The organism is Pseudomonas sp. FP2338 (genome assembly GCF_030687515.1).
In the GTDB taxonomy this organism is placed as follows: domain Bacteria; phylum Pseudomonadota; class Gammaproteobacteria; order Pseudomonadales; family Pseudomonadaceae; genus Aquipseudomonas; species Aquipseudomonas salomonii.
In genome coordinates, this window is record NZ_CP117436.1 from 6,373,926 (window position 1) to 6,390,018 (window position 16,093).

Annotated in this window: 12 protein-coding genes; 10 read left to right on the forward strand and 2 right to left on the reverse strand. The window is 59.8% G+C overall.

Annotated features, from left to right (window positions below; all coding sequences use genetic code 11):
- Positions 1-80 precede the first annotated feature (80 nt).
- The 3 genes from PSH96_RS29040 (at position 81) to PSH96_RS29050 (ending at position 7,022) form a co-directional block, all read left to right on the forward strand.
- Positions 81-1,115, forward strand: a complete 1,035-nt coding sequence (locus tag PSH96_RS29040; protein WP_305456674.1) for a histone deacetylase family protein — start codon at positions 81-83, stop codon at positions 1,113-1,115.
- The gene (locus tag PSH96_RS29045) at positions 1,112-2,203 is read left to right on the forward strand and encodes a polyamine ABC transporter substrate-binding protein (protein ID WP_305456675.1); all 1,092 of its coding nucleotides are present in this window, start codon (positions 1,112-1,114) and stop codon (positions 2,201-2,203) included. The genes PSH96_RS29040 and PSH96_RS29045 overlap by 4 nt, the downstream gene beginning before the upstream one ends.
- Before the next feature lie 205 nt (positions 2,204-2,408).
- A complete protein-coding gene (locus tag PSH96_RS29050; RefSeq protein WP_305456676.1) occupies positions 2,409-7,022 on the forward strand; it encodes a dermonecrotic toxin domain-containing protein in 4,614 nt (1,537 codons plus the stop codon).
- A 5-nt stretch (positions 7,023-7,027) separates the two neighbouring features.
- Here PSH96_RS29050 and PSH96_RS29055 read toward each other — a convergent pair whose 3' ends face one another.
- Complete coding sequence (locus PSH96_RS29055) at positions 7,028-8,569, reverse strand: PLP-dependent aminotransferase family protein (RefSeq protein ID WP_305456678.1); 1,542 nt, start codon at positions 8,567-8,569, stop codon at positions 7,028-7,030.
- A gap of 87 nt (positions 8,570-8,656) precedes the next feature.
- On the opposite strand from PSH96_RS29055, the gene PSH96_RS29060 reads away from it, so the two are divergent.
- The 3 genes from PSH96_RS29060 to PSH96_RS29070 are packed head-to-tail and all read left to right on the forward strand — an operon-like array spanning position 8,657 to position 10,429.
- Entirely contained in the window at positions 8,657-9,295 is a 639-nt protein-coding gene (locus PSH96_RS29060; RefSeq protein WP_305456679.1) for an FMN-binding negative transcriptional regulator, read from the forward strand.
- The gene (locus PSH96_RS29065) at positions 9,292-9,738 is read left to right on the forward strand and encodes a GNAT family N-acetyltransferase (RefSeq protein ID WP_058421099.1); all 447 of its coding nucleotides are present in this window, start codon (positions 9,292-9,294) and stop codon (positions 9,736-9,738) included. The genes PSH96_RS29060 and PSH96_RS29065 overlap by 4 nt, the downstream gene beginning before the upstream one ends.
- A 10-nt stretch (positions 9,739-9,748) precedes the next feature.
- Positions 9,749-10,429 (forward strand): GNAT family N-acetyltransferase, encoded by a 681-nt coding sequence (locus PSH96_RS29070; protein WP_305456680.1) that lies wholly within the window; start codon positions 9,749-9,751, stop codon positions 10,427-10,429.
- Between the two features lie 3 nt (positions 10,430-10,432).
- Here PSH96_RS29070 and PSH96_RS29075 read toward each other — a convergent pair whose 3' ends face one another.
- Positions 10,433-11,332, reverse strand: a complete 900-nt coding sequence (locus PSH96_RS29075; RefSeq protein WP_058421097.1) for a homocysteine S-methyltransferase family protein — start codon at positions 11,330-11,332, stop codon at positions 10,433-10,435.
- A gap of 113 nt (positions 11,333-11,445) precedes the next feature.
- Between PSH96_RS29075 and PSH96_RS29080 the strand changes: the two genes are divergently transcribed.
- From PSH96_RS29080 to PSH96_RS29095, 4 genes are all read left to right on the forward strand, one after another.
- The gene (locus tag PSH96_RS29080) at positions 11,446-12,267 is read left to right on the forward strand and encodes an ABC transporter substrate-binding protein (protein WP_305456681.1); all 822 of its coding nucleotides are present in this window, start codon (positions 11,446-11,448) and stop codon (positions 12,265-12,267) included.
- The gene (locus PSH96_RS29085; protein ID WP_305456683.1) at positions 12,264-13,094 is read left to right on the forward strand and encodes an amino acid ABC transporter permease; all 831 of its coding nucleotides are present in this window, start codon (positions 12,264-12,266) and stop codon (positions 13,092-13,094) included. Before PSH96_RS29080 ends, PSH96_RS29085 begins: the two co-directional genes overlap by 4 nt.
- 167 nt (positions 13,095-13,261) lie before the next feature.
- Positions 13,262-14,533 carry an autotransporter domain-containing protein gene (locus PSH96_RS29090; protein ID WP_305456684.1) on the forward strand — a complete coding sequence of 424 codons (1,272 nt, stop codon included), beginning with the start codon at positions 13,262-13,264 and terminating at the stop codon, positions 14,531-14,533.
- A gap of 200 nt (positions 14,534-14,733) precedes the next feature.
- On the forward strand, positions 14,734-16,059 hold the full coding sequence (locus tag PSH96_RS29095; protein WP_305456685.1) for a hypothetical protein: 1,326 nt from the start codon (positions 14,734-14,736) through the stop codon (positions 16,057-16,059).
- Positions 16,060-16,093 lie beyond the last annotated feature (34 nt).

The following is a 16,093-nucleotide window of genomic DNA, read 5'->3' on the forward strand; positions in this document are numbered from 1 at the left end:
TTTTGGCCGCTCCTGCCGTTCTCTTAAAGCACGCCCGCCGCAAGACTGGATCCACCGATACAGCCTGCGGAGAACAACAAATGCTGACGATCTACTCGGACGATCACCACCTGCACCATGGCCGTTGCGAATTGATGGACGGGCAACTGATGCCCTGCTTTGAAATGCCCTCGCGCGCCGACCATGTGTTGCAACGGGTCAAAGACCGCGAACTGGGCCCGGTGCATGCGCCGCAGGACTTCGGCCTGACACCGCTGCAGCGTATCCACAGCCACGATTACCTCGACTTCTTCCAAGGCGCCTGGCAGCGCTGGACCGAATACGGCCAGGACGGCGACTTGCTGCCTTACACCTGGCCCGCGCGCACGTTGCGCCGGGTCATCCCCACAAGCCTGCATGGCCAGTTGGGCTATTACAGTTTCGACGGCGGCGCGCCGATTACCGCTGGCACCTGGCAAGCAGCCTACAGCGCGGCGCAAGTCGCCCTCACGGCGCAACAGGCCATCCAGAGCGGCGCCCAGAGTGCCTTCGCCCTGTGCCGCCCACCTGGGCATCATGCTGCGGGCGACTTGATGGGCGGTTATTGCTACCTCAACAACGCCGCCATTGCCGCCCAGGCCTTCCTCGACCAAGGCCACAAACGCGTCGCGATCCTGGATGTGGATTACCACCACGGCAACGGCACCCAGTCGATTTTTTACGCACGCAGCGACGTGTTGTTCACCTCGATACACGGCCACCCGCAAGCAGAGTTTCCGTTTTTCCTCGGCTATGCCGACGAGCTGGGCGAAGGTGACGGCGAAGGCTTCAATTTCAACTACCCACTGCCGGCCGGTTCCGGTTGGGCAGCCTGGAGTGCCGCATTGGAAGAAGCCTGCGCAGAGATCGAGCGCTACGGCGCCGACATCATCGTCGTGTCCCTGGGCGTGGACACGTTCAAGGACGACCCTATCTCGCAGTTCAAGCTCGACAGCCCGGACTACCTGGCCATGGGCGCGCGTATCGCCCGGCTGGGCAAACCCACGCTGTTTGTGATGGAAGGCGGCTACGCAGTGGAAGAAATCGGCATCAACGCCGTCAACGTCCTCGAAGGTTTTGAAGGAGCAGCCCAATGAACAGGCTCAAGTCACTCGTCCTCTGCGCCGCCGTCATCAGCGGCGCGGCCCACGCCGAAGAAAAAACCCTCAAGGTCTACAACTGGTTCGACTACATCACGCCCAAAGCCCTGGAAGACTTCAAGGCGCAGAACCCCAAGATCAAATTGGTCTACGACATCTTCGACACCAACGAAGCGCTGGAAGCCAAGCTGCTCACCGGCAATTCCGGCTATGACGTGGTGGTGCCGTCCAACGTATTCCTGGCCAAGCAGATCGAGGCCGGTGTGTTCCAGCCGCTGGACCGCAGCAAGCTGCCGAACTGGAACCACCTCGACCCCAAGTTGATGAAGCTGATCGAAGCAAACGACCCCGGCAATAAATTCGCCGTGCCTTACATGTACGGCACCATCCTCATTGGCTTCAACCCGGCCAAGGTCAAGGCCGCCCTGGGTGACAATGCGCCAGTCGACAGTTGGGATTTGATTTTCAAAGAAGAGAACATCAGCAAGCTCAAGCAATGCGGCGTGGCGCTGCTGGATTCGCCATCAGAAATCCTGCCACTGGCTTTGCAGCACCTGGGCCTGGACCCCAACAGCAGCAACCCCAAGGATTATGAAAAAGCCGAAGCGCTGCTGATGAAGATCCGCCCGTACATCACCTACTTTCACTCCTCCAAATACATGGCCGACATCGCCAACGGTGATATCTGCGTGGCCGTGGGCTATTCCGGCAGCTTCTCCCAGGCCGCCAACCGCGCCAGAGAAGCCAAGAATGGCGTGACGGTGGACATGCGCCTGCCCAAAGAAGGCGCGCCGATCTGGTTCGACATGCTCGCCATCCCCAAAGGCGCAAAAAACCCGGACGACGCCTACACCTTTATCAACTACCTGCTGCAACCCAATGTGATTGCGCCGGTCAGTGATTTTGTCGGCTACCCCAACCCGAACAAGGACGCTACCGAGCTGGTTGACCCGGCCATTCGCCACAACCCCAACCTGTACCCGACCGAGACGGCGATGGCCACGCTCTACACCCTCAAACCCCTGGACAGCAAAGCCGAACGGGCCAGGACAAGGGCCTGGACCAAGATCAAGTCCGGGACCTGAACGGCCTGCATCGGAAAGTAGGCCTATGTAAGCACCGCCCCTCTGCCTGGCCGCGCCCTGGCATGGAAATCCCAAGCTTATACCTCGGGCTATTTCCATAAAACGGCCAGGCGCCGCTATCTATCTACCGTCCTCCGTGCCACGGCCATCGCTACCTTGCAAACCCTTGAGGCCCGTCCGGGCCAGCGATTGCAGAGGAGCGCTCATGCCCAACGACTTGCCTAACAACCACCGCCCCCCAAGTACCTATGAACTGCTCACCCAATTAACCACAGGGCCCACCACTCGGGAGGTCGCCGCCGCTACGCTGCGCTCGGCACTAAAAGAACTGTACCCCACGCTGGATATCGACCCCGACCTGGCCATGGTGGTCAGCCCTCAGTGGCGTGTTGTAGCCGACCTTGTCGAACCGGCCCCGGCGATTGTCGAGCCGCTCACCTCAGTCCTGGCGCGCCAGGCGCTGTCCGGCGAACGGGTGACCTATATCGACGGCGAGCACTTTCTTACGCTGCAACCCAACGCTGCCGCGCCTATACACCTCGCGGTGAAAATCGATGCCATCGCACGACTGATCAATGAGTTGTCCGGCGTACTGTTCACCGCCTTTCAGGAACAGCAGCTGGGCTACTGGAACGCCCCCAACGGCAGTACCAGCCCACGCTGGCAGTCCTTTTCCAACACCCTGAAGAAGGTATGGAATATCACCGAAGAGCAAGGCCTGGGTGAACACGAATGTGCCATGGCTCGCACCGTTTTCCACGAACCGGAACTGGCCAAGCGCTCTTTGAAAGACCCCTACAAGAGCCATGCTTACCTGGTTGATCTCGATATACGCCGGGACGGCCAGTCCACCCACATCAGCTTCCTGGATATGAGCGTATTGGTTGGCGAGCATGAGAGACGCCAGATGATCCTCACGCACTCACTGGTGAACGGATATGAAACGTTCGATTCACTGGAGCAGTTCGGCGCCTCGTTGGCAGACCGAGTGAGTGCGCCAGAGCGTGATACCGTCTTGCAATGGCGCTTCTATGAGCCAGACGGCAACTTCTTCGACACCCAGGCCTGTACCCTGATCGGGCTGCAAATTCAGGCCATCGGCAGTTTCAGCGAATCCCCTGTTGATCAGTCCAAAGAACAGCCAAAATCGCCCGCCATTGCCCGCATCGTGCCCAGCATCGAAGACATGAGTGAGCACCAACGCTCAAGTATCCGCGATACTCATCAACAACTGCCTGATTGGCTGGCCACGGCGTCGGACTCGGACACCGCAGCCTACGGCCGCTACATGATCGACCTGGCCCAGCTGCATGCCCATTACCACGGCGAAACATTCCAGGACGGCATTGCGCCTCTTCGGGACTATGCCCGCGCACAGTTGCAAAACCGTATCCAGGCCCATGAAAACGGTGCGAATCTGAACCTGGACAAAGTCGAGATTGTGATTGAGAGCCCAGTCGTGTGGGGCACGCTCATCGTACCGGGCGCCGTGGACATCACCCGTCGTGGCCTGATCGACCTGGCGCTGGAGAACCTTACCGGCCTGCCCACCGGGAACACTACGGTGCGCTACAACAATGACACGGGTGTACCTGCCTGGCTGACCTACCACTATCTGAAAGACCTGATCGAAGACATCGACATCGGCGAGCATTACCCCGCGCTGGTCAAACAGAAGCTGCTCGATGACCCAGCGCAATCCAGCCACCGGCAGCAGCTCTACACCAGCCATCTGCGCCTGCAACTGCCGCTGCTGGCCTTGCAAATGAAAATTCGCCATCAGGGCGCAATCGATGAACTCGGTTACCGCTACGTTGCCGCCGTGATGCACCCCGATGAATGCGACCGCCACGTAGACGGGCAGCCCATTGTCATCCGCGCCCTGGCCTTCGTACCCACCTTGCGGCCCGGCCATGAACAAGACGTGGTCGCCAATATGTTCGTGATCGGCCCAAGGGACGCCAGCGCCGGCCCGTGCCTGCTTTATCGTCCGTTGCTTGAGCCGGTGTTGATGCAATACCCGTCACGGCAAAACCTGCTTTACGCCATCAAAAATAACCGCACCTTGCGCGAATCGGTGCTGGCTTGGCTACCGCAAGCGCAAAGTTTCAACTATGGCCAATACGTGTTCCCGGACACCTTGCCCTCGCCCTGGACGGTAGTGCGATTACTGATTGAGCCACTCACCGTGCTGTACATGAGCGGTCCCGTTACCCTGAGCGATGAAGAGGTGGGCAACGACGCTCTGGCAACGCTATTTAAGGCCAACGCTAACGCCATGGTCACGCTGGCGGACCGCCAGTCAGTTTCCAATGTGCAGAAGCGTTGGGCGACATTTCGACATACCGGATGGCAGATCTTCAACGCGGCACTGCCCTTCATGGGGCGTACCGTCGGGATCGCCGCCTGGATCTGGCAAATCATGGACGACCTGCAAGCCACCGAAGAGGCCGTAAACAAGGGTGATCAGCAAGCCTCGTGGACAGCGTTGGTGGATGTCTTCCTCAACCTGGGCATGGCCCTGGCCCTGCATATAGCCTCACGTCATCCTCCTCCCCGGGAGCGCAACGATACGCTCAAGCTTGATGTTGAAAGCGAGACGAGGCGGGTCGACACATCGGAAAAACCGTCACTTTCCGAGAAAAAAATCACTTCGGTGCAACAGGTCACTATTACCGACAGCCAACTTCCCGCCCATCATCGAGGCTCCTTACACACCAGTGGTGCGCTGAGCCACACCCCCTCGAGCCTGTCCACAACACTCGACAGCTTCAAAGTCACCAAGCCCGACGGGCTTGGCGACCAAAACAAGACCCCCGGTAGCCACCTGCACCTCTATCCGCTTGCAGAAAAATGGTATGCGCCGGTAGGTGAACGCTGGTTCGAGGTGACGGTGGATGACAATGATTACGTCCTCATCATCGACTCGAAAACGCCATTACGTACCGGCCCACTGCTGATAGGCAACCTGGCCGGACAATGGTTTATCGATACCCGCTTGAAACTGCGCGGCAGCGGCCTTTCAAAACGTCGCCGAGCGGTCAAGGTCGACCAGCCTGAACGCATCCTTGAGCTCAAGATAAAGCTCAACGCATTCGAAACAGTCGCTGCCAGCAAACAAGCAGCCATTTTTGAAGGCCAGCCGGCGTTGGACGAAACTCCCGGCCCTGCCACTGACCAGCGACGTCTGGCGTTCGTCAGTAAAGTCGACGGCCGCCTGGCGGAGTACGACGAAGCGATCGACCAACTCAAGTCCTTGAGCGTCATCGACACCGTGCCCGACTATCAGAGCAACCTGAGCAGCTACCTGGAAAAACAAGTGCAACTGACGCAGTTAGCCCTGGATCAACGCCTGTCGACCTATGGCGAGGTCTTGGCGTCAGCCACTGCCCTCGACGCCGAAGTGGACATTGACTACAGAGCCCAGGCGCAAACCGCGCAAAGCCTGTCCACCCTGAACCTGGAAATCATCAAGCGCATAGAGTTCATAAACGCGCGCTTCAGCGATCTCAAGCAGTTGGGGGAGCAAGGCACGCGGGTCATTCAGAAAAGCATGCCGAAGCTGCCGACAATCAGCCTCTTTGACCTCAAATCGCTTGAAATCACGTTGGGCCGCTATCTGTGCATCAATGATGGGGAAAACCTGGCCCCAGCCACAGTGCGTCAACGGCTGGACGAAATCGTGGATGCCGTCGATCTCAGCATGCAGAGCTTTGGCGAAGTGACAGGCCTGGGCAACGGGGCAACGCTGGATGAACGTATTGACGTCCTCAACAGCCTGGTTGAGCAGTTTTCCAACGCTGATCAACGCTTGCTCGACCTGCACGCTGATTATCCGCAGCACCTGCTTAAAAAACCGTTGGAAAGCCTTCTGCAGCATATTGGTGAGTTCAGCCAACGGGCCATCCACGACCTCGCGCAACTGCTGCGCGAGAGGAAAGCCTTGGAGCCCAAGCCTGGCAGCTCGAAAGCCGTATACACACCACAGCGCAAAGTCATCAAGACGCGCTACGACGGCGTGGTAATGGGTCAAACCCGTGAGTCCGACAGTACGCTGGTCGATATCAAGGCATCCGGGACGGGCAAGGTGCTCGCCACGTTTCATGAAAAAACCCCGGGCGTCTGGGTCAAACGGCATAAGGTCACCCCGCCGCCGCCAGCGCCTGCCACTGTGGATCTGGAGACCAGCATCAACGACGGGCAAACGCTGTTGGATGGCGAGCCAGCTGAAACCCGCAAGTACCAGAGCTTCTCGCGTAAACCCTGGCATGCCCCCCAGGATATTCAAGATCTGTTCGACGCCTACGCCAAACGCTTGGAAGACGCGTCAAATGAGATCGAACAAGCGCTCACCCGACGCAACCTCACCGAAAGCGATCATGTGTCTGCCGCATCAACCAGGCGCAACCTCAACAACGCTGCACAACGGCTCTATAGCCTGGGCAAAAAAACCTACGTCGACACGATCAAGCTTCAACCGCCAACGGCTGCGCGGGTGGAGTGGCTGCACACCCAAGGGTTGATAACGATCACCAAAACCTTCAGCCGTCGCTCCGTCAAAGGGCCTCCAAAGGGCTACCTGGACGAGTACGATATTCGCGATAAGGAAACCGGCGCCGTGCTGTGGTACGCGCACTTTCACTACTCAACGAAGCTCGCTCCGCTTGAGAAGTTTGATAAGGCCCATCTCAAGACCCGCGAACAACAACGACTCGGCGGCGGTAAACAACGCACAGGGCCGAGCGACTGGGACGTGATCGAAATTCATCGCAGTGGGATCAGCGATCAACTGGCCAAGTCGTTGTTCTTAAAAAGTTGAGCGCCTTAACCAGGCAGCCATACCTGACGCAAACGTGCCAGTGCCTGTGAGATAGCCGCTTCGGGCACGGCGGCAAAACCCATCACCAGACCGGCACGCTGGTCCGGTGATTGGCCGGAGTCAGCCAACCAGTAACCGCTCAAACCGTTGATTTCGACATTTACTGCGTGGGCCTGGGCGAGCAACGCCTGCTCACGGGCCAGGCTGTCCACCCGCACCGTCAGGTGCAACCCCGCCGCAACGCTGGGCAACGCCCCCACGCCGGGCAGCCCGGCGGGCCAGCCGGCCAGCAAGGCGTTGCGCCGGCTCAAGGCCGCACGACGCATGCGGCGGATGTGCCGCTGGAAGTGCCCGGCCGCCATGAATTCGGCCATCACCGCCTGGGTACTGACTTCGGAATGGCGCATATCCACCGCACGGCGGCGGGTGAAGGCTTGCACCAGCCCCGGTGGCAACACCAGGTAACCCAGGCGCAACGCCGGGAACGCCACCTTGCCGAAGGTGCCGACATACAACACGCGCCCACTGCGATCCAGCGCCGCCAACGGCGACAGGGGCGCGCCGCTGTAGCGGTACTCGCCATCGTAGTCGTCCTCGATAATCCAACCGCCGCTACGCTCGGCCCAGGCCAGCAACTCCAGGCGCCGCGCCAGGCTCATCACCACGCCCAACGGGTATTGGTGGGACGGCGTGACATAGGCCACACGACAGTCATCCAGAGTGTTAAGCACCTGGCTATCCATGCCCTCGCTGTCTACCGGCACGCCATGCAATCGCGCGCCAGCCAGGGCGAACGCGTGACCGGCGGCGCGGTAACCGGGATTTTCCACCGCCACGCCGTCCCCAGGCTCTACCAGCAGCTGTGCACAAAGGCTAATCGCTTGCTGTGCGCCACTGGTGATCACAATTTGTTCAGCCGTGCATTGCATGCCACGCGAACTGCGCAAATACGCAGCGATCAGACCGCGCAAACGATCGTCACCGGCCGGGTCGCCATAGCACAGCAGTTCCAGGTTCGGCTTGCGCCAGAACGCCCCATTCAGCTTGGCCCATATATCAAACGGGAACAGGTCGAAGGCCGGCACACCCACACGAAAGGCCCGAGGCGGTCCTGCTGGAGGGTGAGCCAGGTGGTTGTTTTTTACCCGCGCCAGGCCCGCGCTGTGGATAACTTCATTGTCCAGATCTTCCGGCAAATCCGCCCATTTTGTGGATAAGGCTGGGGATAACCCTGTTGAAAACCCTGTGGATACTTTTGTGGATAGTTTTTTTGCCGTGGGCAGTTGGGCCACATAGGTGCCGTCACCCACTCGGCTTTCGATAAACCCTTCTGCGTACAGCTGATCGTAGGCGCGCACTACGCTGTTGCGTGAGATCGACAGCGCCGCCGCCAGATCACGCGTGGCGGGTAATCGCGTGCCGCTCACCAGCCGCCCGTCCAGCACCCGCTGGCGCAGGGCTTCGTAGAGTTGTCGAGTAAGCCCCTGGCGACGATCCAACTCGATACCTGCGGGGTTGAACGACAGCGGCGGCGCGATGGGTGACATATTGGACCTATGAAATTGGTGCCAGATGGCTCTTACAACGAACCATTAGCCTGCCTAGGATGCAGGCATTCGCCAAGGAAAATTTCCATGTACACACCACGCGCCTTTGCCCTCGATGATTTGCCTGAACTGCAGCAACTGATCCAGCACACCCGCCTGGCGCAGTTGGTGACCTTTGGTGAGCAAGGCCTGCAGGCCAGCCATTTGCCGCTGCTGCTCAACCCCGATGAAGGCTCGAATGGCACGCTGTACGGGCACTTGGCCAAGGCCAATCCACAATGGCGTGACCTGCAAAATGGCAGCGAAGCACTGGTGATCTTTGCCGGTGCCGACGCTTATATCAGCCCGGCGTTTTACCCGGCCAAGGCCGAGCACGGCAAAGTGGTGCCCACCTGGAATTACATCGCCGTGCATGCCTACGGCAAGGCTGAGGTATTTACCGACGCCGAGCGGCTGCTCGCGGTGGTCACCGCCCTCACCGATCGCCACGAAGGCAACCGCGCCCAGCCATGGAAAGTCAGCGACGCCCCGGCCGACTACATTGACGGCATGCTCAAGGCCATCGTCGGCTTCGCCCTGCCCGTTGAGCGCCTGATCGGCAAGCGCAAACTCAGCCAGAACCGCAGCGCAGCCGATATTGCCGGCGTGCGCGAAGGCCTGGCTGCCAGCATTGATGTGCGCGACCAGACCCTCGCGCGCTTTATTCCCCAAGGAGTTTCAGAATGAGTCAGATCGACATCCGCCAGGTGACTGCCGCCGATCACGCCGCGTGGCTGCCGCTGTGGCAGGCGTACTTGAAGTTCTACGAAACCGAACTGCCGGACGCCGTCAGCCAAAGCACCTGGCAGCGCCTGATCGATGCCAACGAGCCGACCCATTCGGCGCTCGCCTGGCAGGACGGCAAAGCGGTGGGCATGGTCAACTTTATCTACCATCGCTCCAACTGGAGCATCGAGAATTCCTGCTACCTGCAGGACCTGCTGGTGGACCCGGCCCAACGCGGCACCGGCGTGGGCCGCAAATTGATCGAATTCGTCTACGCCACCGCCAAGGCCGATAACTGTGCCAAGGTGCACTGGTTGACCCACGAGACCAACGCCACCGCGATTGCGCTGTACGAACGCATCGCCGAACGCCCAGGTTTTATTCAATTTCGCAAAGGTCTTTAAGGAGCGCAGCATGCCTATCTCACCCGCCGACTGGAAAGGCGTCCCGGCGCCCACGGCTCAACTGCTGGAAGGGCGTTTTACCCGTCTGGAAAAACTCGACCCGGCGCGGCATGCCGACGGCCTGTTCCGCGCCCTCGAAGGCCCGGGCGCCGACCCGAAACTCTGGGACTATTTGCCTTACGGCCCCTTCCCCGAGCGCGCCGCGTTCGATGCCTGGCTCAACAACCATGCCGCCAACAGCGACCCGTATTTCTTCAGCGTGATCGACCGCGCCAGCGGCGATGTGCAGGGCATCCTCAGCCTGATGTCCATCGTCCCGGCCCAGGGCCGCATCGAAATCGGCCACGTCACCTTCGGCGCACCGATGCAACGCTCGCCGAAAAGCACCGAGGCTGTGTACTTGCTGGCCAAATACGCGTTCGAGCAGGGCTACCGCCGTCTGGAATGGAAGTGCAACAACGGCAACGCCCGCTCAAAATACGCGGCCGAACGCCTGGGCTTCAGCTTTGAAGGGGTGTTCCGCCAGCATATGGTCGTGAAGGGGCAGAATCGCGATACCGCGTGGTATTCGATTCTGGATTCGGAATGGCCCACCGTGGGCGCAGGCTTTGAAGAGTGGCTGTCCGAAGCGAACCAGGCCGGTTCTGGTCAGCTCAAAGGCCTGGCGGAGTGTCGCCGCCAGGCGATTTAAGCCTTAGGCCAGCTTCTGGGCGAGCACGGCAATGTGCTCCGGCCCAATCCCGCAGCAACCGCCCAAATGGCTGGCACCGCGTGCCTGCCAGTCGGCGGCCCAGTGCAAGTAGCCGGGCGGGTCGAGATCGTCACGCAGCGGGTCGAGGCCATCATTCGCGGTGGCCTCCTTGGGTTGCGGCGGGAAGGCGTTAGCGTACGCGCCGATCTGAATGCTCACCCCCAGGCGCTCAAACGTTTGGCGCGCGGTATCAATGGCTGCGCCAATCACCTCCGGCTGGCTGCAATTGAACAGCAGCACCGCCACACCCAGTTGCGCGGCCGCTTCAGCCGCGTCTGCCACCGGTTCGCCAGAACGCAGGCGTGGCACCTCATCGGTGTCTTCATCCTTCAAGGTAAACGATAGCCAGAACGGTTTTCCGTCCTGCGGCAGGCCGGCATGAATAGCTCGGGCCTCAACGATCGAACTCTGGGTTTCCGCCAGCCATAGGTCGACATGGGGCGCCAGGCCATTCACCAGTGGCGTCAGCAGTTCGCTGACTCGGCCGGCCTCGAACAAATCGGGCCGGTAGGAGCCGAACAGCGGCGGCAATGAGCCTGCCACACGCACCGTCTGGCCTGAAGCCTGTACCGCACGTCGGGCCAATTCACCGGCCAACGCCGCAAGGGCCTGGCCTTCGGCAGCAAACCGCGCTTCGCCAATATGAAACGGCACAACCGCGTAGCTGTTGGTGGTGATCACGTTGGCACCGCTCTGGATGTAAGCCGTGTGCACCGCCTCAACGGCCTGCGGCGCTTCGCTCAACGCCAATGCCGACCACTCCGGCTGCCGAAACGGCGCGCCCCGGCGTTGAAGTTCACGGCCCATGCCACCATCGAGAATTACTGCGTTTGCTGCGCCCATATGCTTTTTACTCATATGCTTATGAAAATAACTCACTATGAGAGTCGTTCTTATAACTATTTAATGCGTACCGTCTGGTTAATAACAACCCTTTTCTTACTCAGGTGTCGATTGTGAAACTTAAACCGCTGTTGGCCCTGGGCCTGACGATGCTGGCTGCCTCTACCCAAGCCTTTGGCGGTGCAACCCTCGACCGGGTTGAGCAGAAGAAAGAACTGGTGGGCGTGCTGATGGAAAGCTACCCACCGTTCTCGTTTCTCAACGAACAGAACCAACTCGATGGTTTTGACGTCGACGTGGCCAAGGCAGTGGCGCAGAAATTAGGCGTGAAGCTGCGTCTGGAAACGCCGTCCTGGGATGTGATTGCCGCAGGTCGCTGGGGCGGGCGCTACGATATTTGCATCTGCTCCATGACCCCGAGCAAGGCCCGCGCCGAGGTGTTTGATTTCCCGGTGGAGTACTACGCCTCGCCTGCGGTGATCGTTGTAAATGCCAAGGATGAGCGCATCCACGGCGCCAAAGACCTCAGCGGCAAGAAAGTCGGCCTCACCAGCGCGTCCAGCTACGAGAGCTACCTGAACAAGAATCTGGTGATCGAAGGCGCCGAAGATACGCAACTTCAGTACCCGTTCGAGGATGTGCAGATCGCCCCGTACGACACCGATAACGTCGCTTTCCAAGACCTGGGCCTGGGCGCCGGTGTGCGCCTGGATGCGATCCTCACCAACCTGGTCACGGCCCAACCGCGCCTGAATCAGGACAAGCGCTTCAAGCTCGCCGGTGAATCGCTGTATGCCGAGCCCAATTCAGTGGCCATCGAGAAAGGTGACCCTCAGTGGGACGCCAAGGTGCGGGAAGTGTTCGCGCAGTTGAAACAGGACGGCACCTTAAGCAAGCTGTCGCAACAATGGATCGGCGCCGATATCAGCAAATGACCGCCTTCCCGACACCACCCAAGCCGCCGGTGAACGCATCGCGGCTGCAGCGGCTCTTTGGCTTTCGTACGCGGTTGTACCTGACGTGGGCAGCACTGTTTTGCCTATTCGCCAGCTTCTTCCTGAGCTTTGACCTGAAGTTCTCGATCATCCTCGACAAGCTGCCTAACCTGGTCGGCGTGCACCTGGCGCCCAACGGGTTTCTGCAAGGCGCAGCGCTGACGCTGTTTCTGTGCCTTTGCTCGATAGTCGCCTCGTCGGTGCTGGGTTTTATCACCGCGCTGGGGCGCCTGTCGAAAAGCGCCGTGGCCTTTGGCATTGCGAGTTTTTACGCGTCGTTCTTTCGCGGCACGCCGCTGTTGATCCAGATCCTGCTGATTTATCTGGGCCTGCCCCAACTGGGCCTGGTGCCAGGCGCCATCGTCGCCGGGATCATTGCGCTCTCACTGAATTACGGCGCCTACCTGAGCGAAATCTTCCGCGCAGGCATCCTTGGCGTTCCCCACGGCCAACGAGAAGCCGCCCTGGCCCTGGGCATGCGTGATAGCGCGATCTTCTGGCACGTCACCCTGCCCCAGGCCATGCGCACCATCGTGCCGCCCGCCACCAACCAGTTCATCTCCATGCTCAAGGACTCGTCCCTGATCTCGGTGATGGGCGTGTGGGAAGTGATGTTCCTGGCGCAGTCGTACGGGCGATCAAGCTACCGATACATCGAAATGCTCACGACCGCCGCGATCATTTACTGGGTGATGTCCCTCGGGCTGGAACTGATCCAGGCGCGCCTGGAGCGTCACTACGGCAAAGGCTATGTGCGGCAGGGGTGACGCTCAAGGCAACAGCCACAACCACACACTGACAAGCCAATGGCAAATGCGGTTTTAATCGCCCTGCAGTAGAGACACCTCCCGCAAATCAGGGGTCGATAGCCTGACAGTTATCGCCCCGCCATCTCGCTAAATTCCCGGCCTCATTCACCAGAGGCTATGACTTCATGCCCTTCTCCGTCCTAAACCTTGCACGCGCTATCAGCCTGGCTGTTGGCGTAACCAGTACCCCGTTTGCCCTGGCAGGCACACCCTTTCAGTACGCACTGGACTTTTCTAACGACACCCCGTATTACCAGCCGCCGGCCCCAATCGTGCCCATCGACAGCTACTTCGACCAGGCGACAACTCACAACGGCCAGCAACTGGCTGCGGTGCTTAGACCGGCTTTGCAACGTGCACTGCAAGCCGGCGACCTGACCTCGGAAGAAATCAAAGGCCTGCAAAAAGCCGCTGACGCATTGTCCCAACAACCAGGCGGCCTGGGTGCAACATTCGAGCAACTGGCAGGCAGCCAAAATGCCAACTTGGCTGGCGCGACCCAAAACGCCACCGCGCACATTAGCAACTCATTGCTCGCAACCCTGCGCACGCTGCCCAGTGATGGCGATGGACACTTGTGGGTGCAAGGCCTGGGCAATGGCGGCGAGCTCGATAAACAAGGCGGCAGCGACGGTCTCAAGCACGGCACTAAAGGCCTGATGCTGGGCGCCGACTGGGCCGTGGGTGACGCGTGGCGAGTCGGTGTTATGGGCGCCAAGTCCACCAGCGAGCTTCAAGCTCAACGTTTCAAAGGCGAACTCGACAGCTTGCACCTGGGCGGCTATGCCGTGCGCCAGGACGGCCCATTGGCCCTGCGCCTGGGGGCGTTCTACAGCGATCATGCGGGCAAGAACAAACGCGACGTCAACGTGCTCGACTTCAAGCAGCAACTGCAGGGCAACTACAACGCTCAAAGCCAAACGGTGTTTTCCGAGCTGGGCTACCAATTGGGCACTGCCGACGTGCACGTTGAGCCCTTCGCAGGCCTGGGCTATCAGCGCTATCACCGCGACAGTTTCAAAGAAAAAGGTGGCTGGACGGCCCTGAACGTAGGCCCACAAACCCAGCAAAACCTTAGCAGCACCTTTGGCTTGCGGTTGGCCACGGTGTACCGGTTCGACAATCAGATGAGCCTCACACCCCACCTGAGTACCCACTGGAAGCACCTCTACGGTGAAGTCGACAGCCAAGTGCGCCAATCCTCGCGCGCCGCACAGGGGAACATCGACAGCTTCACCATCACCGGCACCTCGCTGGACCGCAATAGCCTCGACATGCAAGCCGGCCTGGACCTCGCCTTGTCCACCGAACACAGCGTCGGCCTGACCTACAGCGCCCAAGCCGGTACCCACAGCCGCAGCCAGGGCCTGATGGGCGAGTGGAAGATGAGTTTCTAAACGCAAGTACTGCATGGATAGCGAGCGGTCTTACGCTCGTCGGCTCAATCAGCCGACATAAAACAGCAAGCGCCTACGTTAGTTTTCGACCTCAAGCACACACGAGGTCGAAATCTATGTCACGCGTATCCTTGCATCCTCCTGCCTATATCCCTGCTCCCTCTCTTCCAGCGGCTGCACCCCATGCAGCCGGCGCCTCTGTGCATGCTCAAGCAGGTAACGCCGTTGAGATCACCACGGGCGGCGTGTTTAGAAACCATGGGCACATTTCCACCGGCCCTTCCATGCGGTTCAAAGAGTCTTACAGCGGCATCAGCCTGAACCGCGCAGGGGGCACGGTCGTCAATCACGGCAGTGTGGGCGGCGGCAGCAATGGCATAAAAGCAACCGACGACGTGGCGCTTCTCAATTCAGGCCTGATACGCGGCCACAAAGGTGCTGGTTTAAAGTCCAAAGGCAATGCACAGGTCATCAACTACGGCTTCATCACGGGAGCTGATACCCAACGCCCCAAGCAGAATGACGGCGATGGCGATGGCCTGGACATCGACAAGCTCGCCCGGATTCGCAACTACGGGATCATTGAGGGCACAGGCGCCAATGGTGCAGATAAAAACGGGGCGCCCAATACCAGCGAAGGCATCGCCATGGGCGGCGGCGAAATCCACAACTACGGGGTCATTCGCGGCGCTCATCACGGTGTACTGGTAGACAATGGTGACGTGGGGCCAGCCCATGGGAAAACCCTACTGGTCAACGAGGGCACCATCAGCGGCCATAACGGCTACGGGGTAAAACTGATCGGTGCGTTTAATGACAGCATCACCAATAACGGCGTGATCAGCGGGACCAATGGCATCGCCCTGGACATGGGCGGTGGCGACGATGTGTTGACCGTGCAAAACGGCGCCCAATTCAACGGCACCATAGACGGTGGCAGCGGCTCCAACCACGTCATTCTGGAGGATGCCAAGGGTGGCACCTTCAACGGTGCCAGCCGGATGCAGCACCTGAGGGTGAGCATGGGTACCTGGACACTTAACGGCGCGCTGGATGCCAACCAGCAAGGTCGGGTCCATAGCGGTGCAACGCTGATCAACCAAAGCCGCATCAGCGGCGCCATGACGGTTGAGTCGGGCGGCACCTACATGGGCGGCACGGTGGACAGGCTCAATGTCGCAGGTACGCTGCGGCTGGACTCGCTCCCTCATAGCCGAACCCGAATCAAGCATGACCTGCACATGGAACACGGCTCAAGCCTCGCGTTCAGCGTCGGCAAGGGCGAGGCCCACAGCACGTTGAAAGTCGGTAATCGTGTCAACCTCGACGGTGCCACGCTCAACCTCCATGTCGATAACGAAAGCGACGAGTTGCTTACCCGCCAACGGCGCATCATTGACGCCCGACAGATCGAAGGCCGATTCGACGCAATCACCAGCAACCTCAACACCCTGGTTCCGGAGTTGATCTACACACACACCGGCGTATTCATCAGTTTCAAGCGCAAAGCGCCTGTCGGCGCCTGAATGTCAGGCAAAAAAAAGGGGAGCACCTGCCCCC